The 15,692-nt window shown below is 64.5% G+C and carries 16 protein-coding genes; 6 read left to right on the forward strand and 10 right to left on the reverse strand.

What is annotated here, in order from left to right; genetic code table 11:
• Nucleotides 1–95: 95 nt before the first annotated feature.
• The 3 genes from glpK to AC1DW2_RS20055 form a co-directional block, all read right to left on the reverse strand.
• Complete coding sequence (glpK, locus tag AC1DW2_RS20045; protein WP_477007014.1) at nucleotides 96–1,601, reverse strand: glycerol kinase GlpK; 1,506 nt, start codon at nucleotides 1,599–1,601, stop codon at nucleotides 96–98.
• Nucleotides 1,602–1,959: 358 nt separating this feature from the next.
• Nucleotides 1,960–2,919, reverse strand: a complete 960-nt coding sequence (locus AC1DW2_RS20050; protein ID WP_477007015.1) for an IS5 family transposase — start codon at nucleotides 2,917–2,919, stop codon at nucleotides 1,960–1,962.
• 137 nt (nucleotides 2,920–3,056) lie between these two features.
• A complete protein-coding gene (locus tag AC1DW2_RS20055) occupies nucleotides 3,057–3,992 on the reverse strand; it encodes an alpha/beta hydrolase (RefSeq protein WP_477007016.1) in 936 nt (311 codons plus the stop codon).
• 103 nt (nucleotides 3,993–4,095) lie between these two features.
• Between AC1DW2_RS20055 and AC1DW2_RS20060 the strand changes: the two genes are divergently transcribed.
• Complete coding sequence (locus AC1DW2_RS20060; protein ID WP_208083508.1) at nucleotides 4,096–4,983, forward strand: branched-chain amino acid aminotransferase; 888 nt, start codon at nucleotides 4,096–4,098, stop codon at nucleotides 4,981–4,983.
• An 18-nt stretch (nucleotides 4,984–5,001) separates the two neighbouring features.
• On the opposite strand, the gene AC1DW2_RS20065 is transcribed toward AC1DW2_RS20060, so the two are convergent.
• A complete protein-coding gene (locus AC1DW2_RS20065; RefSeq protein ID WP_441496768.1) occupies nucleotides 5,002–5,619 on the reverse strand; it encodes a class I SAM-dependent methyltransferase in 618 nt (205 codons plus the stop codon).
• Nucleotides 5,620–5,722: 103 nt separating this feature from the next.
• Nucleotides 5,723–6,322, reverse strand: a complete 600-nt coding sequence (gene phaR, locus AC1DW2_RS20070) for a polyhydroxyalkanoate synthesis repressor PhaR (RefSeq protein ID WP_071908507.1) — start codon at nucleotides 6,320–6,322, stop codon at nucleotides 5,723–5,725.
• Nucleotides 6,323–6,626: 304 nt separating this feature from the next.
• Here phaR and AC1DW2_RS20075 point away from each other — a divergent pair, with 304 nt between their 5' ends.
• From AC1DW2_RS20075 to yddG, 3 genes are all read left to right on the forward strand, one after another.
• The gene (locus tag AC1DW2_RS20075; RefSeq protein ID WP_063986017.1) at nucleotides 6,627–7,805 is read left to right on the forward strand and encodes an acetyl-CoA C-acetyltransferase; all 1,179 of its coding nucleotides are present in this window, start codon (nucleotides 6,627–6,629) and stop codon (nucleotides 7,803–7,805) included.
• A 246-nt stretch (nucleotides 7,806–8,051) separates the two neighbouring features.
• On the forward strand, nucleotides 8,052–8,777 hold the full coding sequence (gene phbB, locus AC1DW2_RS20080) for an acetoacetyl-CoA reductase (protein ID WP_028149509.1): 726 nt from the start codon (nucleotides 8,052–8,054) through the stop codon (nucleotides 8,775–8,777).
• A gap of 100 nt (nucleotides 8,778–8,877) precedes the next feature.
• Entirely contained in the window at nucleotides 8,878–9,747 is an 870-nt protein-coding gene (gene yddG, locus AC1DW2_RS20085; protein WP_354131693.1) for an aromatic amino acid exporter YddG, read from the forward strand.
• A gap of 51 nt (nucleotides 9,748–9,798) precedes the next feature.
• On the opposite strand, the gene AC1DW2_RS20090 is transcribed toward yddG, so the two are convergent.
• Both AC1DW2_RS20090 and gloB read right to left on the reverse strand, forming a co-directional pair.
• Complete coding sequence (locus AC1DW2_RS20090; protein ID WP_441496769.1) at nucleotides 9,799–10,221, reverse strand: cupin domain-containing protein; 423 nt, start codon at nucleotides 10,219–10,221, stop codon at nucleotides 9,799–9,801.
• Between the two features lie 23 nt (nucleotides 10,222–10,244).
• Complete coding sequence (gene gloB / locus AC1DW2_RS20095; RefSeq protein WP_063980560.1) at nucleotides 10,245–11,012, reverse strand: hydroxyacylglutathione hydrolase; 768 nt, start codon at nucleotides 11,010–11,012, stop codon at nucleotides 10,245–10,247.
• Between the two features lie 107 nt (nucleotides 11,013–11,119).
• On the opposite strand from gloB, the gene AC1DW2_RS20100 reads away from it, so the two are divergent.
• Complete coding sequence (locus AC1DW2_RS20100) at nucleotides 11,120–11,860, forward strand: class I SAM-dependent methyltransferase (RefSeq protein ID WP_014490441.1); 741 nt, start codon at nucleotides 11,120–11,122, stop codon at nucleotides 11,858–11,860.
• Between the two features lie 57 nt (nucleotides 11,861–11,917).
• Here the strand turns inward: AC1DW2_RS20100 and AC1DW2_RS20105 are convergent, their stop codons facing one another.
• Together AC1DW2_RS20105 and prmC are read right to left on the reverse strand one after the other, a co-directional pair.
• Nucleotides 11,918–12,712 (reverse strand): DUF4167 domain-containing protein, encoded by a 795-nt coding sequence (locus AC1DW2_RS20105; protein WP_477007017.1) that lies wholly within the window; start codon nucleotides 12,710–12,712, stop codon nucleotides 11,918–11,920.
• 464 nt (nucleotides 12,713–13,176) lie between these two features.
• Nucleotides 13,177–14,073 carry a peptide chain release factor N(5)-glutamine methyltransferase gene (gene prmC, locus AC1DW2_RS20110; protein WP_354246769.1) on the reverse strand — a complete coding sequence of 299 codons (897 nt, stop codon included), beginning with the start codon at nucleotides 14,071–14,073 and terminating at the stop codon, nucleotides 13,177–13,179.
• Between the two features lie 90 nt (nucleotides 14,074–14,163).
• Here prmC and AC1DW2_RS20115 point away from each other — a divergent pair, with 90 nt between their 5' ends.
• Nucleotides 14,164–14,589 (forward strand): HIT family protein, encoded by a 426-nt coding sequence (locus AC1DW2_RS20115; protein WP_166346284.1) that lies wholly within the window; start codon nucleotides 14,164–14,166, stop codon nucleotides 14,587–14,589.
• A gap of 135 nt (nucleotides 14,590–14,724) precedes the next feature.
• On the opposite strand, the gene AC1DW2_RS20120 is transcribed toward AC1DW2_RS20115, so the two are convergent.
• Nucleotides 14,725–15,666, reverse strand: coding sequence for a DUF5996 family protein (locus AC1DW2_RS20120; protein WP_477007018.1), 942 nt, complete (start codon nucleotides 15,664–15,666; stop codon nucleotides 14,725–14,727).
• Nucleotides 15,667–15,692 lie beyond the last annotated feature (26 nt).

Genomic DNA, 15,692 nt, shown 5'->3' on the forward strand with positions numbered 1-15,692 from the left:
AGTCCGTAGCCCGGATGGAGCGAAGCGTAATCCGGGAATCTTACTCGTGGAGATAACCCCGGATTGCGCTTCGCTCCCTCCGGGCCACAAGCCGCCTATCCCTCTCCCTCATCGCTCGCGAGCACGCCCTTCACCGCGCGCGCCCAGCCCGCGAGCTTCCGCTCCCGCGTCGCCTGGCTCATGTTCGGCTTGAAGCGATGCTCGAGGCGCCAATTGTCGGCGAACTTCGTCGGCTCGGGATAGACGCCCGCCTGGAGGCCGGCGAGATAGGCTGCGCCCAACGCCGTGGTCTCCTGGATCACGGGGCGATCGACCGGTGCGTCCAAGAGATCGGCGAGGCGCTGCATGGTCCAGTCGGACGCGGTCATGCCGCCGTCGACGCGCAGCACGACGCTCGCGACTTCCGAGCTCGGCCAGTCCGCGCGCATCGCGGCCCAGAGGTCGAAGGTCTGGTAACACACGCTCTCCAGCGCGGCGTGCGCGAGCTCGGCCGGGCCGGTGTTGCGGGTGAGGCCGAACAGCGCGCCGCGCACGCGCGGATTCCAGTAGGGCGCCCCCATGCCGACGAAGGCCGGGACCAGATAGACGCTCTGCATGGAATCGGACTGATCAGCGAGCGGGCCGGTCTCGGCGGCGTGCTTGATGATGCCGAGGCCGTCGCGCAGCCACTGCACCGCAGAACCCGCGACGAAGATCGAGCCTTCGAGCGCGTAGGTGCGCTTGCCGTCGAGCTGATAGGCGACGGTGGTGAGCAGCTTGTTCTTGGAGACGACCGGCGTGGTGCCGGTGTTGAGCAGGGCAAAACAGCCGGTGCCGTAGGTGGACTTCATCATGCCCGGGCGGAAGCAGGCCTGGCCGATGGTTGCGGCCTGCTGGTCGCCGGCAATGCCTGAGATCGCGATCGCGCCGCCGAACAGGTCCGGCGTGCTGTCGCCGAAGCGGGCGGAGGAATCCTTCACCTCGGGCAGCATCGAGCGCGGCACGCCGATGATCTCCAAGAGCTCGTCGTCCCACTGGCCGGTGTGGATATTGAACAGCAGCGTGCGCGAGGCATTGGTGGCGTCGGTGGCGTGCACCTTGCCGCCGGTGAGGCGCCAGAGCAGATAGCAATCGACGGTGCCGAACATCAGCTCGCCACGCGCGGCGCGCGCCCGCGCACCGGGAACGTGGTCGAGGATCCAGGCGACCTTGGTGCCGGAGAAATAGGGATCGATGATCAGGCCGGTCTTCTGCGAGATCACGGGCTCGCGGCCGTCGGCCTTGAGTTTTGCGCAGATGTCAGCGGTGCGGCGGTCCTGCCAGACGATGGCGCGGTGCACGGCCTGGCCCGTGGCGCGGTCCCACACCACGGTGGTCTCGCGCTGGTTGGTGATGCCAATCGCCGCAATGTCCTTTGCGGTGATGCCGGCCTGCTCGATCGCGTCGCGGCAGACCATCACGGTCGAGGTCCAGATGTCCTCCGGCTCGTGCTCGACCCAGCCCGAGGCCGGAAAATGCTGCGGAAACTCCTGCTGCGCGCGGGCGGCAATCGAGATGTCACTGCGAAAGACGATGGCGCGCGACGAGGTGGTGCCCTGGTCGATGGCGAGGACGAAAGACATGGAAGCTTACCCTGGCGTTTCCCTGAGAGGGGGTCATTGTGTCGCGCCAAAGGGAGCGGATTAGGGCGGGAAGGTCAAGATTGGATGAGCGGACACGGCCGCCTTCCCTTCTCCCCTTGTGGGAGAAGGTGGCGCGCAAAGCGCGCCGGATGAGGGGTATGCTTCGGCGAATTCAGCAGGAAGAGATTCAATCGCTGAGAGAAACCCCTCACCCGTCTCGCCGCTACGCGGCGAGCCACCCTCTCCCACAAGGGGCCTGTTGCGTTATGGGCTCTTGAGGCTGAAGACGTCAGGAGCGAATGCCCTGGTCCCGGCAATTGCCTGCCAAGATCTGTAGTTGTCGCCCTCGGAGGGCGACTCACGCGGCGATCGTGGCCCACCGCCTCATGTTGAAGGCGATCGAGGCGAGCACGACTTGCCCGGTCGCCTTGATCAGACCGACGTAGCGAATGCAGGTCAGCCGCATGCGGCGTTTGAGAGTAGCGAAGGTGGTCTCGACCTGGGCTCGGCGGCGCGCGATGAGGAGGTTGTAGCGTTTGAGCCTGGGCGGCAGTTCCGGGTGATGTCTGTTGGGCCGACGAGCGATRCGGGGTTTCTTGCCCTCCGCCTTCAGCCGGGCCCGTCGGGCATGGGTGTCGTAAGCCGCATCGGCCCACACCGCAGYTTCATCGCCCCGGATCAAAGCGTCCGCAGGTGTCGTATCGTTGACGTTAGCGGGTGTGGTCAGCACCGCGCGGATCAAGCCGGATCCTTCGTCCACACCCACATGGGCCTTGTAACCRAAGGTCGAGCCGCTTTTGCCCTGCCGTTTGGCAAACCGGGCATCAGGRTCGTTTGAGGGGCGATCCTCCTTGGGCGGAGCCGAGACTGCCTGGATCAAGGTCGCATCCAGCATCGTGCCGCGCTTGAGGATGACGCCAGCATTCTCAAGCTGACGATCCAATTCGCCAAACAGCTTCTCCAGCAGGCCTTGTTCAACGAGCTGGTTCCGGAAGCGGTTCAGGACCGTATGGTCGGGCGTCGCATCCTCAAGGCTCAAACCGACGAAGCGCTTGAACGACAACCGGTCGCCCAGCGCTTCCTCGAGTTCGCGCTCCGAAAGACCATACAGCGACTGCAACAGCACAGCACGAAACAGCACCAGCACCGGATAGCCTGGTCGACCGGGGCTCCCTTCATCCCGCAAATGGCCGATCAGCTTCTCGAASCGGTACCACTTGACCAGGCCAGCCAGCCGATCCAGCGCCGCATTGGCGCCRGCSCCCTTCGGCATCAGCGCTTCCACAAAGCTCGGCTGTCCCGTCCGCTTGACCGCCATCGCTACCCTCCAAGGCTTTGCCCTAGGGAATCACAATTGACGAATTACGCAACAGGCCCCTTGTGGGAGAAGGTGGCGCGAAGCGCCGCTACGCGGCGATCCACCCTCTCCCACAGGGGAGAGGGTAAGAAAGCGCCTCATTTCTCCACCGCCCGCCGGACCTGTTCGCCGATCTGCGACAGCACGAGCTGCGCCTGCGGCAGGATCGCGCCCATGGCGTGGAAATTGTGGACCATGCCGTCATGGCAGACGTGCTCGACCGCGACGCCGGCGGCGAGCAGCTTGCGCGCATAGGCATTGCCCTCGTCGCGCATCGGATCGAATTCGGCGGTGTGGATGATCGCGGTCGGCAGGCCTGCAAGCCGCGTCGCGCGCAAGGGGGAGATGCGGGGGTCGGCGGTGTCGATGCCATCAGGCAGATAATCGGCGAGATCGGCTTCGATGGTGGCGCGATCGATCAGATGGCCTTCGGCGAATGCCTCGCGCGAAGGCGAGGTCTCCTCGAAATCCAGCACCGGGCAGATCAGGCATTGCGCGACGATCGAGAGGCCGGCGGTCTGCATCGCTTCCTGGCACACGATCGCCGCGAGCGTGGCGCCGGCGGAATCGCCGCCGACCACCAGACGTTCGGCGTCGATGCCCAGCGACGAAGCTTGCCGCGCGACCCACTCCGCGGCCGCGATCGCATCAATGACGGCAGCAGGAAATTTGTACTCAGGCGCGAGCCGGTAATCGACCGAGACGAGGCGACAGCCGGTTACATGCGCCAGCGCCGCCGCGATGCGGTCATGGGTCGCAATGCTGCCGGCCACGAGCCCGCCGCCATGAAAGAACACAAAGCCCGGCGCGTGGTCGCCGGCTGATGCGGGCGAATAAAGGCGATAGGGCAGCTCTCCGCCGGGACCCGGAAACGTGCCGTCGGCGGTGGTCACATCCGGCGCATCAGTGCGTGCAAACTGCATCAGCTTGGCCAGCGACTGCCGCCGTGCCTCGACGCTCGGCCGGCTCCGCCCCTGCGGGGCGGCCGCAGCCATCATGGTCAACAAACGCCTTGCAAGCGGATCGAGCGGCATGGATCCTTCTCCCTCGTCGGAGAGGGTAACGCACCATATCCCAGCAGGGAATCATTTAGACATTGGGACAATAGTGCCCGGGTATTTCCAAGGGAGGCCGGTCATGGCCGAGATCAAGAAACCGATCGAATATTCGCCGAGCTGGACCTTCTTCGAGGGCAAATGGCACGACGGCAACGTGCCGATCATGGGCCCGCGCACGCATGCGGCCTGGCTCGGCTCGGTCGTTTTCGACGGTGCGCGCGCGTTCGAGGGCGTCGCGCCCGACCTCGACCGTCACGTCGCCCGCGCCAACCAGTCCGCGATCAATTTTGGCCTGAAGCCGGTGGTCGACACCGGCACATGGCTTTCGCTTGCACACGAAGGCATCGCGCGCTTCGGCGCGAAGGCCGAGCTGTACGTCCGCCCGATGTACTGGGCGCAGAACGGTTCGGGCGGTGGCGTGCTGTTCGACCCCGAGACGACCAATTGGTGCCTGTGCATCTACGAGGCGCCGATGCCGAAACCCGTCGGCAACGCCATCACGCTGTCGCCGTTCCGCAGGCCTACGGCCGAATGTGCGCCGGTCGAGGCCAAGGCCGCCTGTCTCTATCCGAACAATTCGCGGGCGCTCGCGGAAGCCGCCGGGCGCGGCTTCCAGAACGCGCTGATGCTCGACATGCTCGGCAATGTCGCGGAGTTCGGCAATTCCAACGTGTTCATGGCCAAGGACGGCGTGGTCTACACGCCGGTCCCGAACGGCACGTTCCTGAACGGCATCACACGCCAGCGCGTCATCAGCCTGCTGCGCGGCGACGGCGTCACCGTGGTCGAGAAGACGCTGCGCTATGCGGACTTCCTCGCTGCCGACGAGATCTTCTCGACCGGCAATTTCGCCAAGGTCGCCCCCGTCATCCGCATCGACGATCGCGAACTGAAGCCGGGCCCGCTCTACACCAAAGCGCGCAAGCTCTATTGGGACTTTGCGCATGCGGTGAAGCTGGCGGCTTGATCCGCGCTTTTCGGCGTCCTAGCCACGTCGCTTAAACCGGCTGAACTGAAACGCCTGGGTCGACTTCCACGGCGTGTGATGCGTCTCGCTCCGCGTCTCGATCAGCTCGAACTCCGGCCCAAGCTCCGCAGCAAGACTCGCGCTGTCGTGCCGCTGCACCGGCAGGCCGCTGCATTTCTCCGGGCCATCAAGCGCAAATGTCGCGATGATGACGTGGCCGCCGGGCGCAATCGCCGACCGCAGGCGCTCGACGTAAGCGGCCCTGTCGCGCGGATCGGTCAGGAAGTGAAATGCCGCGCGATCGTGCCAGACGTCGTAGCTGTGCCCCGGCCGCCATGTCGTGGCGTCGGCAACGATCCAGTCGACTGCTGAAGCGGCGCGGCCGATTCGTCTCTTCGCCGCTTCAAGCGCGTTGGCGGAGAGATCCAGCACGGCGAGGTCGCGGTATCCGTCCTGCAGGAGAGCGTCCACCAGCCGCGAAGCACCGCCGCCGATGTCGATGATGGCGGCGCCATGGTCAGGACAGGCCGAGCGGATCATCTCGAGCGAGATCGCCGGGCTGTCCTGAAACCAGCTTACCTCGGCCTCGCCCTTGGTGGCGTAGACGTTGTCCCAGTGGGTGCTGCGGTCGGACATGGCGGCTCCGGCCTGGCCGGGACGACAGCGCGCAAGTCGCGCCGTTACGAACCGGCGGCCCGCGCGCCCGCCGCAGGTGGACGCGCCGGCGCGAACGAAATCCCTACTCGTCCTTCTTCGACATCCGCTCGAGGCGTTCCTGCATGTCCTTCATCTGCTGACGCAGGTCGTCGATGTTGCTGGTGTCCGTCGGCGCCGCAGCGCTTGCGTCGGCCTCCGGTTCGGGGCTGGTCGCCGGACGGCCCGCGTTGGGGGCAAACGGCTTGAACATCGAGAAGGTCTGCTGGAACAGCTCCATGTTGCGGCGGACCTGTTCTTCCAACGGAGCAAAAGGAGTGCCGGAGAGCGAGTTGGCGATCTGCTTGCGGAACTTCTCCTGCTCCTGGGTCAGCGTCGCGATCGACTGCTCCAGATATTTCGGCACCACCATCTGCATGCTGTCGCCGTAGAAGCGGATGAGCTGGCGCAGGAAGGTGGTCGGCAGCAGGTTCTGGCCGGCCTTGTTCTCCTGCTCGAAGATGATCTGGGCGAGCACGGAGCGGGTGATGTCGTCGCCGGTCTTGGCGTCGTAGACCAGGAAATCCTCTCCGTCCTTGACCATGGCGGCGAGGTCTTCGAGCGTCACGTAGGTGCTCGTTCCGGTGTTATAGAGCCGGCGGTTCGCGTATTTCTTGATGGTGGTGGGTTGGTCTGATTTCGCCATGGGCTCTCACTTGCAAGCGCGGAGAACGGGAACCCGGCGGATAATGCCGCAGGGCGGGAAGAGTACGCAACGCAACAAAATAAGCATTTTCAAAGGGGTCACGCTACCGTTTTGTGCGCCACGGTTAATCGGGCAGCAAAAACGTGCTTGCGAAAGCGCCAAGAACGCTATTTTGAATGCGTTGCGGCATGAATTCGGTCGCCGGCCGATTGACATGCCTCAACGACGTTAACAGGATGCCATTCGAGACTGGCGAGCCGTTTCCCCAGCCCCGCCTGCCCCCTTTCAACACCAGGAGATGCCCATGTCAGACGATGTCGTCATCGTCAGCGCCGCCCGCACCCCGGTCGGAAGCTTCAACGGAGCGTTCGCGACCCTTCCCGCCCATGACCTCGGCGCCATCGCCATCAAGGCCGCGCTGGAGCGTGGTGGCATCGAGCCCGGCCGGGTCTCCGAAGTCATCATGGGGCAGATCCTGACCGCGGCTCAGGGCCAGAACCCGGCCCGCCAGGCCTCGATTGCCGCCGGCATTCCGGTGGAGAGCCCGGCCTGGGGCGTCAACCAGCTTTGCGGCTCGGGCCTGCGCACCGTCGCGCTCGGCTACCAGGCGCTGCTCAACGGCGATTCCGAGATCGTGGTCGCCGGCGGCCAGGAATCCATGAGCATGGCTCCGCACGCCCAGTATCTGCGCGGCGGCGTCAAGATGGGCCCGGTCGAGTTCGTCGACACCATGATCAAGGACGGCCTGTGGGATGCCTTCAACGGCTATCACATGGGGAATACGGCCGAGAACGTCGCGCGCCAGTGGCAGATTACCCGCGCCCAGCAGGACGAGTTCGCGGTCCACTCGCAGCAGAAGGCCGAGGCGGCGCAGAAGGCCGGCAAGTTCAACGACGAGATCGTTCCCGTCACCATCAAGACCCGCAAGGGCGACATCGTCGTCAGCGCCGACGAATATCCGCGTCATGGCGCAACGCTCGACGGGATGGCGAAGCTCAAGCCCGCCTTCGAGAAGGAAGGCACGGTCACCGCGGGTTCGGCCTCCGGCATCAACGACGGCGCCGCTGCCGTTGTGCTGATGACGGCGAAGCAGGCCGCCAAGGAAGGCAAGAAGCCGATCGCGCGCATCGTGTCCTGGGCGCAGGCCGGCGTCGATCCGAAGATCATGGGCTCGGGCCCGATCCCGGCCTCGCGCGCCGCGCTGAAGAAGGCCGGCTGGAGCGTCGGCGATCTCGACCTGATCGAGGCCAACGAGGCCTTCGCGGCGCAGGCCTGCGCCGTCAACAAGGATCTCGGCTGGGACACCTCGAAGGTCAACGTCAACGGCGGTGCGATCGCGATCGGCCATCCGGTCGGCGCTTCCGGCGCACGCGTGCTGGTGACGCTGCTGCACGAGATGCAGAAGCGCGATTCGAAGAAGGGCCTCGCCACGCTGTGCATCGGCGGCGGCATGGGTATCGCGATGTGCCTCGCGCGCGACTGAAGCTGACATCTAACTTACGTGTCACTTGCGCGTGCGCTGCACACATAGATGAGTGCATCGCACGCGACTAAAAAGGCGGCGGTTGCAAATCAAATATTCTTCGCAACAGCGCCAGCCTCGACTAAATACAAACGCCCGGCTCGACGCCGGGCGTTTTGTTCTTGATGTCCGTCAAACCAACCGCATAATCCGCATCTAAAACGATCACTCAGAAACGTCCGCAGAGTCCAAGGGAAGGAATACGATATGGCACGTGTTGCACTGGTGACGGGTGGTACGCGGGGCATCGGAGCTGCGATCAGCAAGGCGCTGAAAGCGGCCGGCTACAAGGTCGCGGCGAGCTATGCCGGCAATGATGCGGCGGCGGAGAAGTTCAAGGCCGAGACCGGCATCGCCGTCTACAAATGGGACGTCAGCAATTTCGATGCCTGCGCCGAAGGCGTGAAGAAGGTCGAGGCCGAGCTCGGCCCCGTCGACGTGCTCGTCAACAACGCCGGCATCACCCGGGACACCGCCTTCCACAAGATGACGCTCGAGCAGTGGAACGCCGTGATCAACACCAATCTTGGGTCGCTGTTCAACATGACGCGCCAGGTCATCGAGGGCATGCGCGCGCGCAAGTTCGGCCGCGTCATCTCGATCTCGTCGATCAACGGCCAGAAGGGGCAATTCGGCCAGGTCAACTATTCCGCAGCAAAGGCCGGCGACATCGGCTTCACCAAGGCGCTCGCGATCGAGAACGCCAAGGGCGGCATTACCGTCAACGCGATCGCACCGGGCTACATCAACACCGAGATGGTGCAGGCGGTGCCGAAGGACGTGCTGGAAAAGAACGTGATCCCGCAGATCCCGGTCAATCGTCTCGGCGAACCCGAGGAGATCGCGCGCGCCGTGGTGTTCCTCGCCGCCGACGAGGCCGGCTTCATCACCGGCTCGACGCTGACCATCAATGGCGGCCAGTATCACGCCTGATAGGGCGTCAAGCCTGTAGATTCAGGCGCGACAAGGCGATAGTGAAGACGAAATGCCCGGCCTCGTGCCGGGCATCATCGTCCTCAGGGCCTTTCGATTGATGACCCCGCGCACAGCCACACTGATCGGATTGACCGCGATCCTGATGTGGTCGCTGCTTTCCGTGATGACGGTGGCGACCGGAAAGATTCCGGCGTTCCAGCTCGCCGCCATGACGTTCGCGATCGGCGGTCTCGTCGGCCTCCTCACCTGGGTCGGCCGCGGCGATGCAGCGAGGAGCTTGCGTCAGCCGCTGGTCGTATGGGTCGTCGGCGTCGGTGGCCTGTTCGGCTATCACGCACTGTATTTCCTGGCGCTGCGCTTTGCGCCGCCGGCCGAAGCCGGTCTCTTGAATTACATGTGGCCGCTCCTGATCGTGCTGTTCTCGTCGTTCCTGCCGGGCGAGCGGCTTGCCGTGCATCACATTATTGGTGCCGTGCTCGGCCTCGTCGGCACCGTGTTGCTGTTCGCCGGGAGCACCTCCGGCTTCGCGCCGGGCCAGCTGCCGGGATTGATCGCGGCGTTCATCGCGGCGTTCGTCTGGGCGACCTATTCGGTGCTGTCGCGGCGATTGAAGGCGGTGCCGACCGATGCGGTCGCGGGCTTCTGCCTTGCCACCGCCGCGCTTGCCGCGCTGATGCATGGTCTGCTTGAAACCACGGTGTGGCCGGAGACGACGCTGCAATGGCTCTCCGTGGCCGCGCTCGGCATCGGCCCCGTCGGCGCCGCGTTCTACGCCTGGGACATCGGCATGAAGCGCGGCGACATCCGCGTGCTCGGCGCCGCATCCTATGCGACGCCGCTGCTCTCGACCGGATTCCTCATCGCCGCCGGTTTTGCAAAAGCCAGCGCCAACATCGCCATCGCCGCGATCCTGATCGCCGGCGGCGGCCTGATCGCGGCGAAGGATATGGTGCTGCGGAAGCGGTGACCGTCGTTCTCGGGTTCGCCGCCATGCGGCGCCCCGGAATGACAGTGCGCCTTACGGCTCCCAGCCCTTCGGCGCGAGCTCGAATTTCGCGAACTCGAATGCGGGCGCCACGGTGCAGCCGACCAGCGTCCACTCTCCGATGCTCTCCGCCATCTGCCAGGCATTCGCCGGCACGATTCCCTGCGGCCGTTCGCCGCTCACAAGGTCCGCGCCGAGCCGCACCTCGTGTTGCGAGCAGCCTTCATGCGCGATGCGCAGCGTCAGCGGGCTGCCGGCGTAGTAGTGCCAGATCTCCACGGCGTCGATGCGATGCCAATGCGAACGTTCGCCGCGCGCGAGCAGGAAATAAATGAGGGTCGAGCGCGACCGGCCGTTGGTATCAGTGGTCTGGTCGCGAAACGTCTCGCGGTAGTGGCCGCCTTCGGGATGCGGGCGGAGTTCGAGGCGTGCGATGATCTCGGCTGCGGTCGGCATCGATCCCCGTCAGGATTTGCTCTTCAGGACTTGTTCTTGCGCTCGCGCAGTTCACCGAACACCGCGGCGGCGTCCGCGCCCTTCATGTGTAGCCTGGTTGCGACCGACGGTTCATCAGCACGCAGGAACACGTTTGCTCGCTTCTCGTCACCAAGCAGTGATGGAATGGTTGGCCTATTCTCGGCCCGCAGCTTCGCCACTTCCGCCGCGCGTGCCTGGAGCGCCACATTGTCGGGGTCGATGGTGAGCGCGAACTTGACGTTGGACGCGGTGTATTCGTGCCCGCAATAGAGCTTGAAGTCGTCAGGCAGCGCCCGCAGCTTCAGGAGCGAGTCCCACATCATCGGGTAGTCGCCTTCGAACACGCGGCCGCAGCCGATCGAGAACAGCGTGTCGGCCGCGAACAGCGTCTTCTCGTTGTCGAACACGTAGGAGATGTGGTCGAGCGTGTGGCCGGGCGTCTCCAGTACGCGCCCCAGCAAGCTGCCGACCTTGACGATGTCGGCATTGGCGACGCGCAGGTCGACGTTGGCGATCTCAGTCGTCTTGTCATGCGGCGCGACGACGCGGCAATTGTATTTCTGCTTGAGTTCGGCGACCCCGCCGACATGATCGCCATGATGATGAGTGATCAGGATGTCGGTGAGCTGCCAGCCCTCGCGCTCAAGCGCCTTCAGGATGGGGCCGGCCTCCGGCGCGTCGATCGACGCCGTCGCCTTGGTTTCCACATCGTGGATCAGATAACCGAAATTGTCGTTTAAACAGGTGAAAGTACGAATTTCGGCGGCCATGTCATCTCCATCGCGCTCAGCCCCGCAGACAAATATGGCGTTAACGTTGCGCAGGCAATGCAATATTCCGCGCGCGGGAGCCGCCTCGTGCATGTTACATTGCCGTCATGACCATTGATGTCGTCGACCTCCGCGAGTTCTACTCCCGTCGCCTCGGGATTGTGGCGCGGCAAATGATCAATCGCGGCATCAGGGAGCGCTGGCCGACCGCCGCGGGCCAGCGTGTGCTCGGCATCGGCTATCCCACCCCCTATCTCGGCCTGTTCCGCGAGGACGCGGAGCGCTGCATCGCTTTCATGCCGTCGGCGCAGGGCGTCTTGAAATGGCCGACGGGCCGGCCGGCGCTGGCCTCGCTGGTCGATGAATTCTCGCTGCCGCTTCCTGACGCCGCGGTCGACCGGATCCTGCTGATTCATGCGCTGGAGATGTCGGACGATCCGGCCGCGCTCTTGCGCGAGGTATGGCGGGTGCTGTCGCCCTCCGGCCGCGTGATCGCGGTGATCCCGAACCGGCGCGGGGTATGGACCCGCACCGACAGCACGCCGTTCGGTCACGGCCGGCCCTATTCGCGCTCGCAGATCACCGACCTGTTGCGCCAGACCTGGTTCACGCCGACCGCCTGGGGCGAGGCGCTGTTCATGCCGCCCTATGCCGGCGGCTGGGTGCTGAAATCGGCGCAGGTGTGGGAGCGTGCGGGCGCGGCGCTGTCGTTGCCCTTTGCCGGCGTGCACATTGTCGAGGCGACCAAACAGGTCTATCGCGCGATCCCCGCCAAGCGCGAGCGCGCGCGGCTGATTCCCTCGTTGAAGCCGGTGCTGGTGCCGTCCTCGACGGTGACGCGCACCTGAAAACAAATCGTCCCGGCGCGAGGCCGGGACGATGCAGATCAGAATATCGGAAGAAGCTTACTCGCCGGAGGCGACTTCGTCGCTGGAGCCGGCCGGAGCCGCCTCGCGCTCGGGGCGCGGACCGTGCGGCCGGCGGCGCCGCCGCGGAAAGCGTTCGCCGCCACCGCCGCCTTCCAGGCCACCCTGACCGCCATTCGCGGCACTATTCACTTGCGGCTGTGCGCCGGTGATGAAGGAGGGAAGGCGATCGACGCTGCCGGTGTCGGCAACGACGGGCTGCGGCTGGTTCAGCGGCAGCGGCTGCGGCTGATATGGCGGCTGCGCACGATGGTCGCGTTCGCGATGTTCGCGGGGCTGCTGGTTGTCGCGCTGATAGGGCTGCTGGCCGTCACGCGGCTGATGATCACGCTGGTGATCGCGCTGGCCGTCGCGGTCGCGCATGAAGGGCTGTTGCTGCTGCGGCGGCTGCGGGACGAAGCCCGGCTCCTGGCCGAAATTCGAGAAATTCTCGCCGTCGTCCTCGCTGTCGTCGCCGCTGTTGCTGACGGGCTCGTCGCCGCGCGGCTGCTGGTTCTGGCGGAACTGTTCCTGGGCCGCCGCGATCAGGCGGAAATAATGCTCGGCGTGCTGGTAGTAGTTCTCGGCGGCGACCGGGTCGCCGGAAGAGCGCGCATCGCGCGCGAGCTGAAGATATTTTTCGGCGATGTGCGAAGCCGTGCCGCGGATCTTGATGTCGGGTCCGTTCGATTCGTAAACCCGGGTCATCGGGTTCTGGCCGCGCCGGTTGTTGTTGTTGTTATTATTATTGTTATTGCGGTTGCGCATCCGCTGCTTGTTCTGACCGTTTCTCATGTCCTGCCTTTAATTCCAGCCCTAAAGGTTGCACGCATTACTGATTGCTCGGAGTGACCTGATGACAGCGGTTCACATCTCTCATGCGCACCGCGCGCAAGAGCGGCTTGAACCCTGCCGATGTCCGTCGACCGTCGCGTTCAACAAAGACGCGTTCCCCACCCGCCAGCATCCATTGCCAGCGAACCCATTCATATCGCCTGCCGAAACAAGCCCAGCTTTGTTGCGTAAGTCTTCAAGCGCAATATCAGGCTTTCGTTCACTTTGCGGTCGGAGAGCAGCGCAGCTCCAATGGCCATCGCGCTCAACAGGACCTGCGGCTTGGAACCTTTAAATCAGTAAAGCTCTCGCCCGAGAGCCCGGCTTTTGCCCGTAGGTCTACGGGGCCGGCACCGATGTGTTGACCGGAACGTAGTCGTTCCCAAGGGATATTCCAAGAGGTTTTTTGCAACCCAATCCGGCTTTTATGGGGGCATTTTTCGGGCCGAAACCGCCCGCGGGATGCCCGCCAAATCGGCCTTGGGCGGCCTGTCCACAGACAACGCGGCGGCCGTCATCAAGGTTTCAATATCGCGGGCCTGCCCTTGCCCCGCCTCGACGATCAACGCCCCGCCGGGGGCGAGCCGCTCGGCCGCCTGCGGGATCAGGGCGCGGTAGGCGTCATAGCCGTCATTGCCGCCGTCGAGCGCCAGATGCGGATCGTGCTCGCGCACGTCGAGGCTCAGTTTCGGAATTTCCCCTGAGGGAATATAGGGCGGATTCGACACGATGAGATCGAACGGGCCGCGCAGCGCCGCCGCATAGGAGCAGGCGACGAAGCCGGAACGGTCGGCGAGGCCCAGTGCTGCGGCATTGCTCCGCGCGGTGTCGAGCGCGGAGAGGCTGAGATCGGTTCCGACACCGAAGGCATCGGGAATTTCGTGCAGCAGCGCGAGCAGGATCGCGCCGGATCCGGTGCCGATATCTGCGATTCGCGGGCGCGGCCCCGATATCGTGGCCTCCCGAAAGATCTCCAGTGCCAGTTCGACCACGGTCTCGGTGTCCGGCCGCGGCACCAGCGTCGCTTCGGACAGTTGGAACGGCAGGCCCCAGAATTCGCGCGCGCCGAGAATGCGGGCGACCGGCTCATGCGCGAGACGGCGCTGCGCATAGGCTTCGAGCCGCGCGGCCTCTTCGGGCGTGAGCTGGCGCGCCGCCTGCGTGACGATGCCGGTCAAATCAAGCCTCAGCGCGGCTCCGACGAGCAGGCGCGCGTCGAGGGCGGGCTCTTCGATGCCGGCCGATTGCAGCCGCGCCGCAAGCGCGCGCCGCGCACTCTCGATGCTGTGTCCGGAATCGAAACCTGTCGCCAATGGAGCCATCCTGCCTGGTGTCGTGGATAGATCGGCGGCATTGCTTGCGTCAACGGAAAGGAGCGCGTCTGATCGCACCTCGCAGCGAGCGAGGGGTTCATGACGGCTTACGACGATCAGAACGTCTTCGCAAAGATCCTGCGCGGCGAGATTCCCTGCTTCGAGGTTTTCAGGGACGACCGCAGCCTCGCCTTCCTCGACATCATGCCGCGCTCGCCTGGACACACGCTGGTCATTCCCCGGGCGCCGGCGCGTGGCATCCTCGACATCGCGGATGACGATCTCGCCGCGGTCGCCCGAACCGGCAAGCGCATCGCGATTGCGGCGATGAAGGCGTTCGACGCCGAGGGTATCATCCTGCAGCAGTTCAGCGAACCGGCGAGCGGGCAGGTGGTCTTCCACCTGCACATGCACGTCATGCCGGTCAGGGCCGGAATCGAGCTGCTGCCGGCGCAGACGCGCAAGGAAGACATGGCCGTGCTCGCCGATCACGCGAAGCGGATGATTGCGGCACTTGGCAGTTGATCGAGATAGCGCTGCAGCAAGACCGTAGGACGGGTAGAGCTGTTGCGAAATCCATCATCGAGACAATCTCGAAATCGACTGGCGCAGCTTCGCTCCACCGAAACTGCGAGCCAGCGATCTTTCATCGAACCTTCATCAGTTCCTGTTCAGCGGGCGGGGTCGAAGGGGAGAGCCAATCGGACATTCGAGCGCGGCACGATCCCAGCGTCCGACATCAGCTGCCGCCTGATAGGTGGTTTGCAGAAACGCCATGAGCGCGGCCTCTGGCTCGCTGGATTTTCGCACAAGGTCGTAGGGCAGGAGATATTCGCCGAGCTTCCGATCGAAGTATGCGCCCGCCGGCATGACCTGTCCGTCAGCAAAGCCATTCGGGGTGGGGTAGGCATAGGAGTAGAAGGCCGCAAAGTCTGTACCACCTCCGCCCGGCCAAAAGCMGGCGGACGAGACCTCATCGCTATAGGCCTCGCGTGTCACGACGTCCGGCAAACCCGGGACGCCACCCGGGTGAAGCGGAGCGGAACGCCCAGAGAAGCGCGTCACCGCGAGATCGAAGCTGCCCCAGAAGAGATGGACCGGACTGACTTTCCCGATGAACCCCGTCCGAAACCGATAAAATACTCCGCTGATCGCGACGAGGGCGCGGAAGAACCGCGTCACGGCGTCTGCGTCATAGGGCCTGATTTGGCGGTCCTCCGTGAATGGGATCGGATCTGGAACCTCACTGGGCCGACCGTCAAATTCTGGTGTTCCGCCGAGATGTCCTACCAAATCACAGAACCGGGCGTGAAATTCGGCGACGGACATTCGCCCGAGCGGCATTTCCGCCCTGCACCCATCAGCTGCTTCTCCGATCAGGACGTGACGGGAGAGATCGAAGACGATCTCGATACCTGATGCGTCTGGAATCAGCGAAGTCGTGAGCCCGCGTGCATTCACGTAGAAGGTCGCGTGCCAGGAATGGTTGACCCATGGCGTTCTCGCGAGCCGATACTTGCCGACAATCTGGCAATACAGATGAAGCGCGGAACAGGTTTCGCGCCATGCCTCGAAGGGAATCTCCGGCCAGATCGCGCTCATAGCGTCTCCTCCCTCAGGTTCGGTTC

The sequence above is a fragment of the Bradyrhizobium sp. P3_C3 genome, assembly GCF_056402655.1.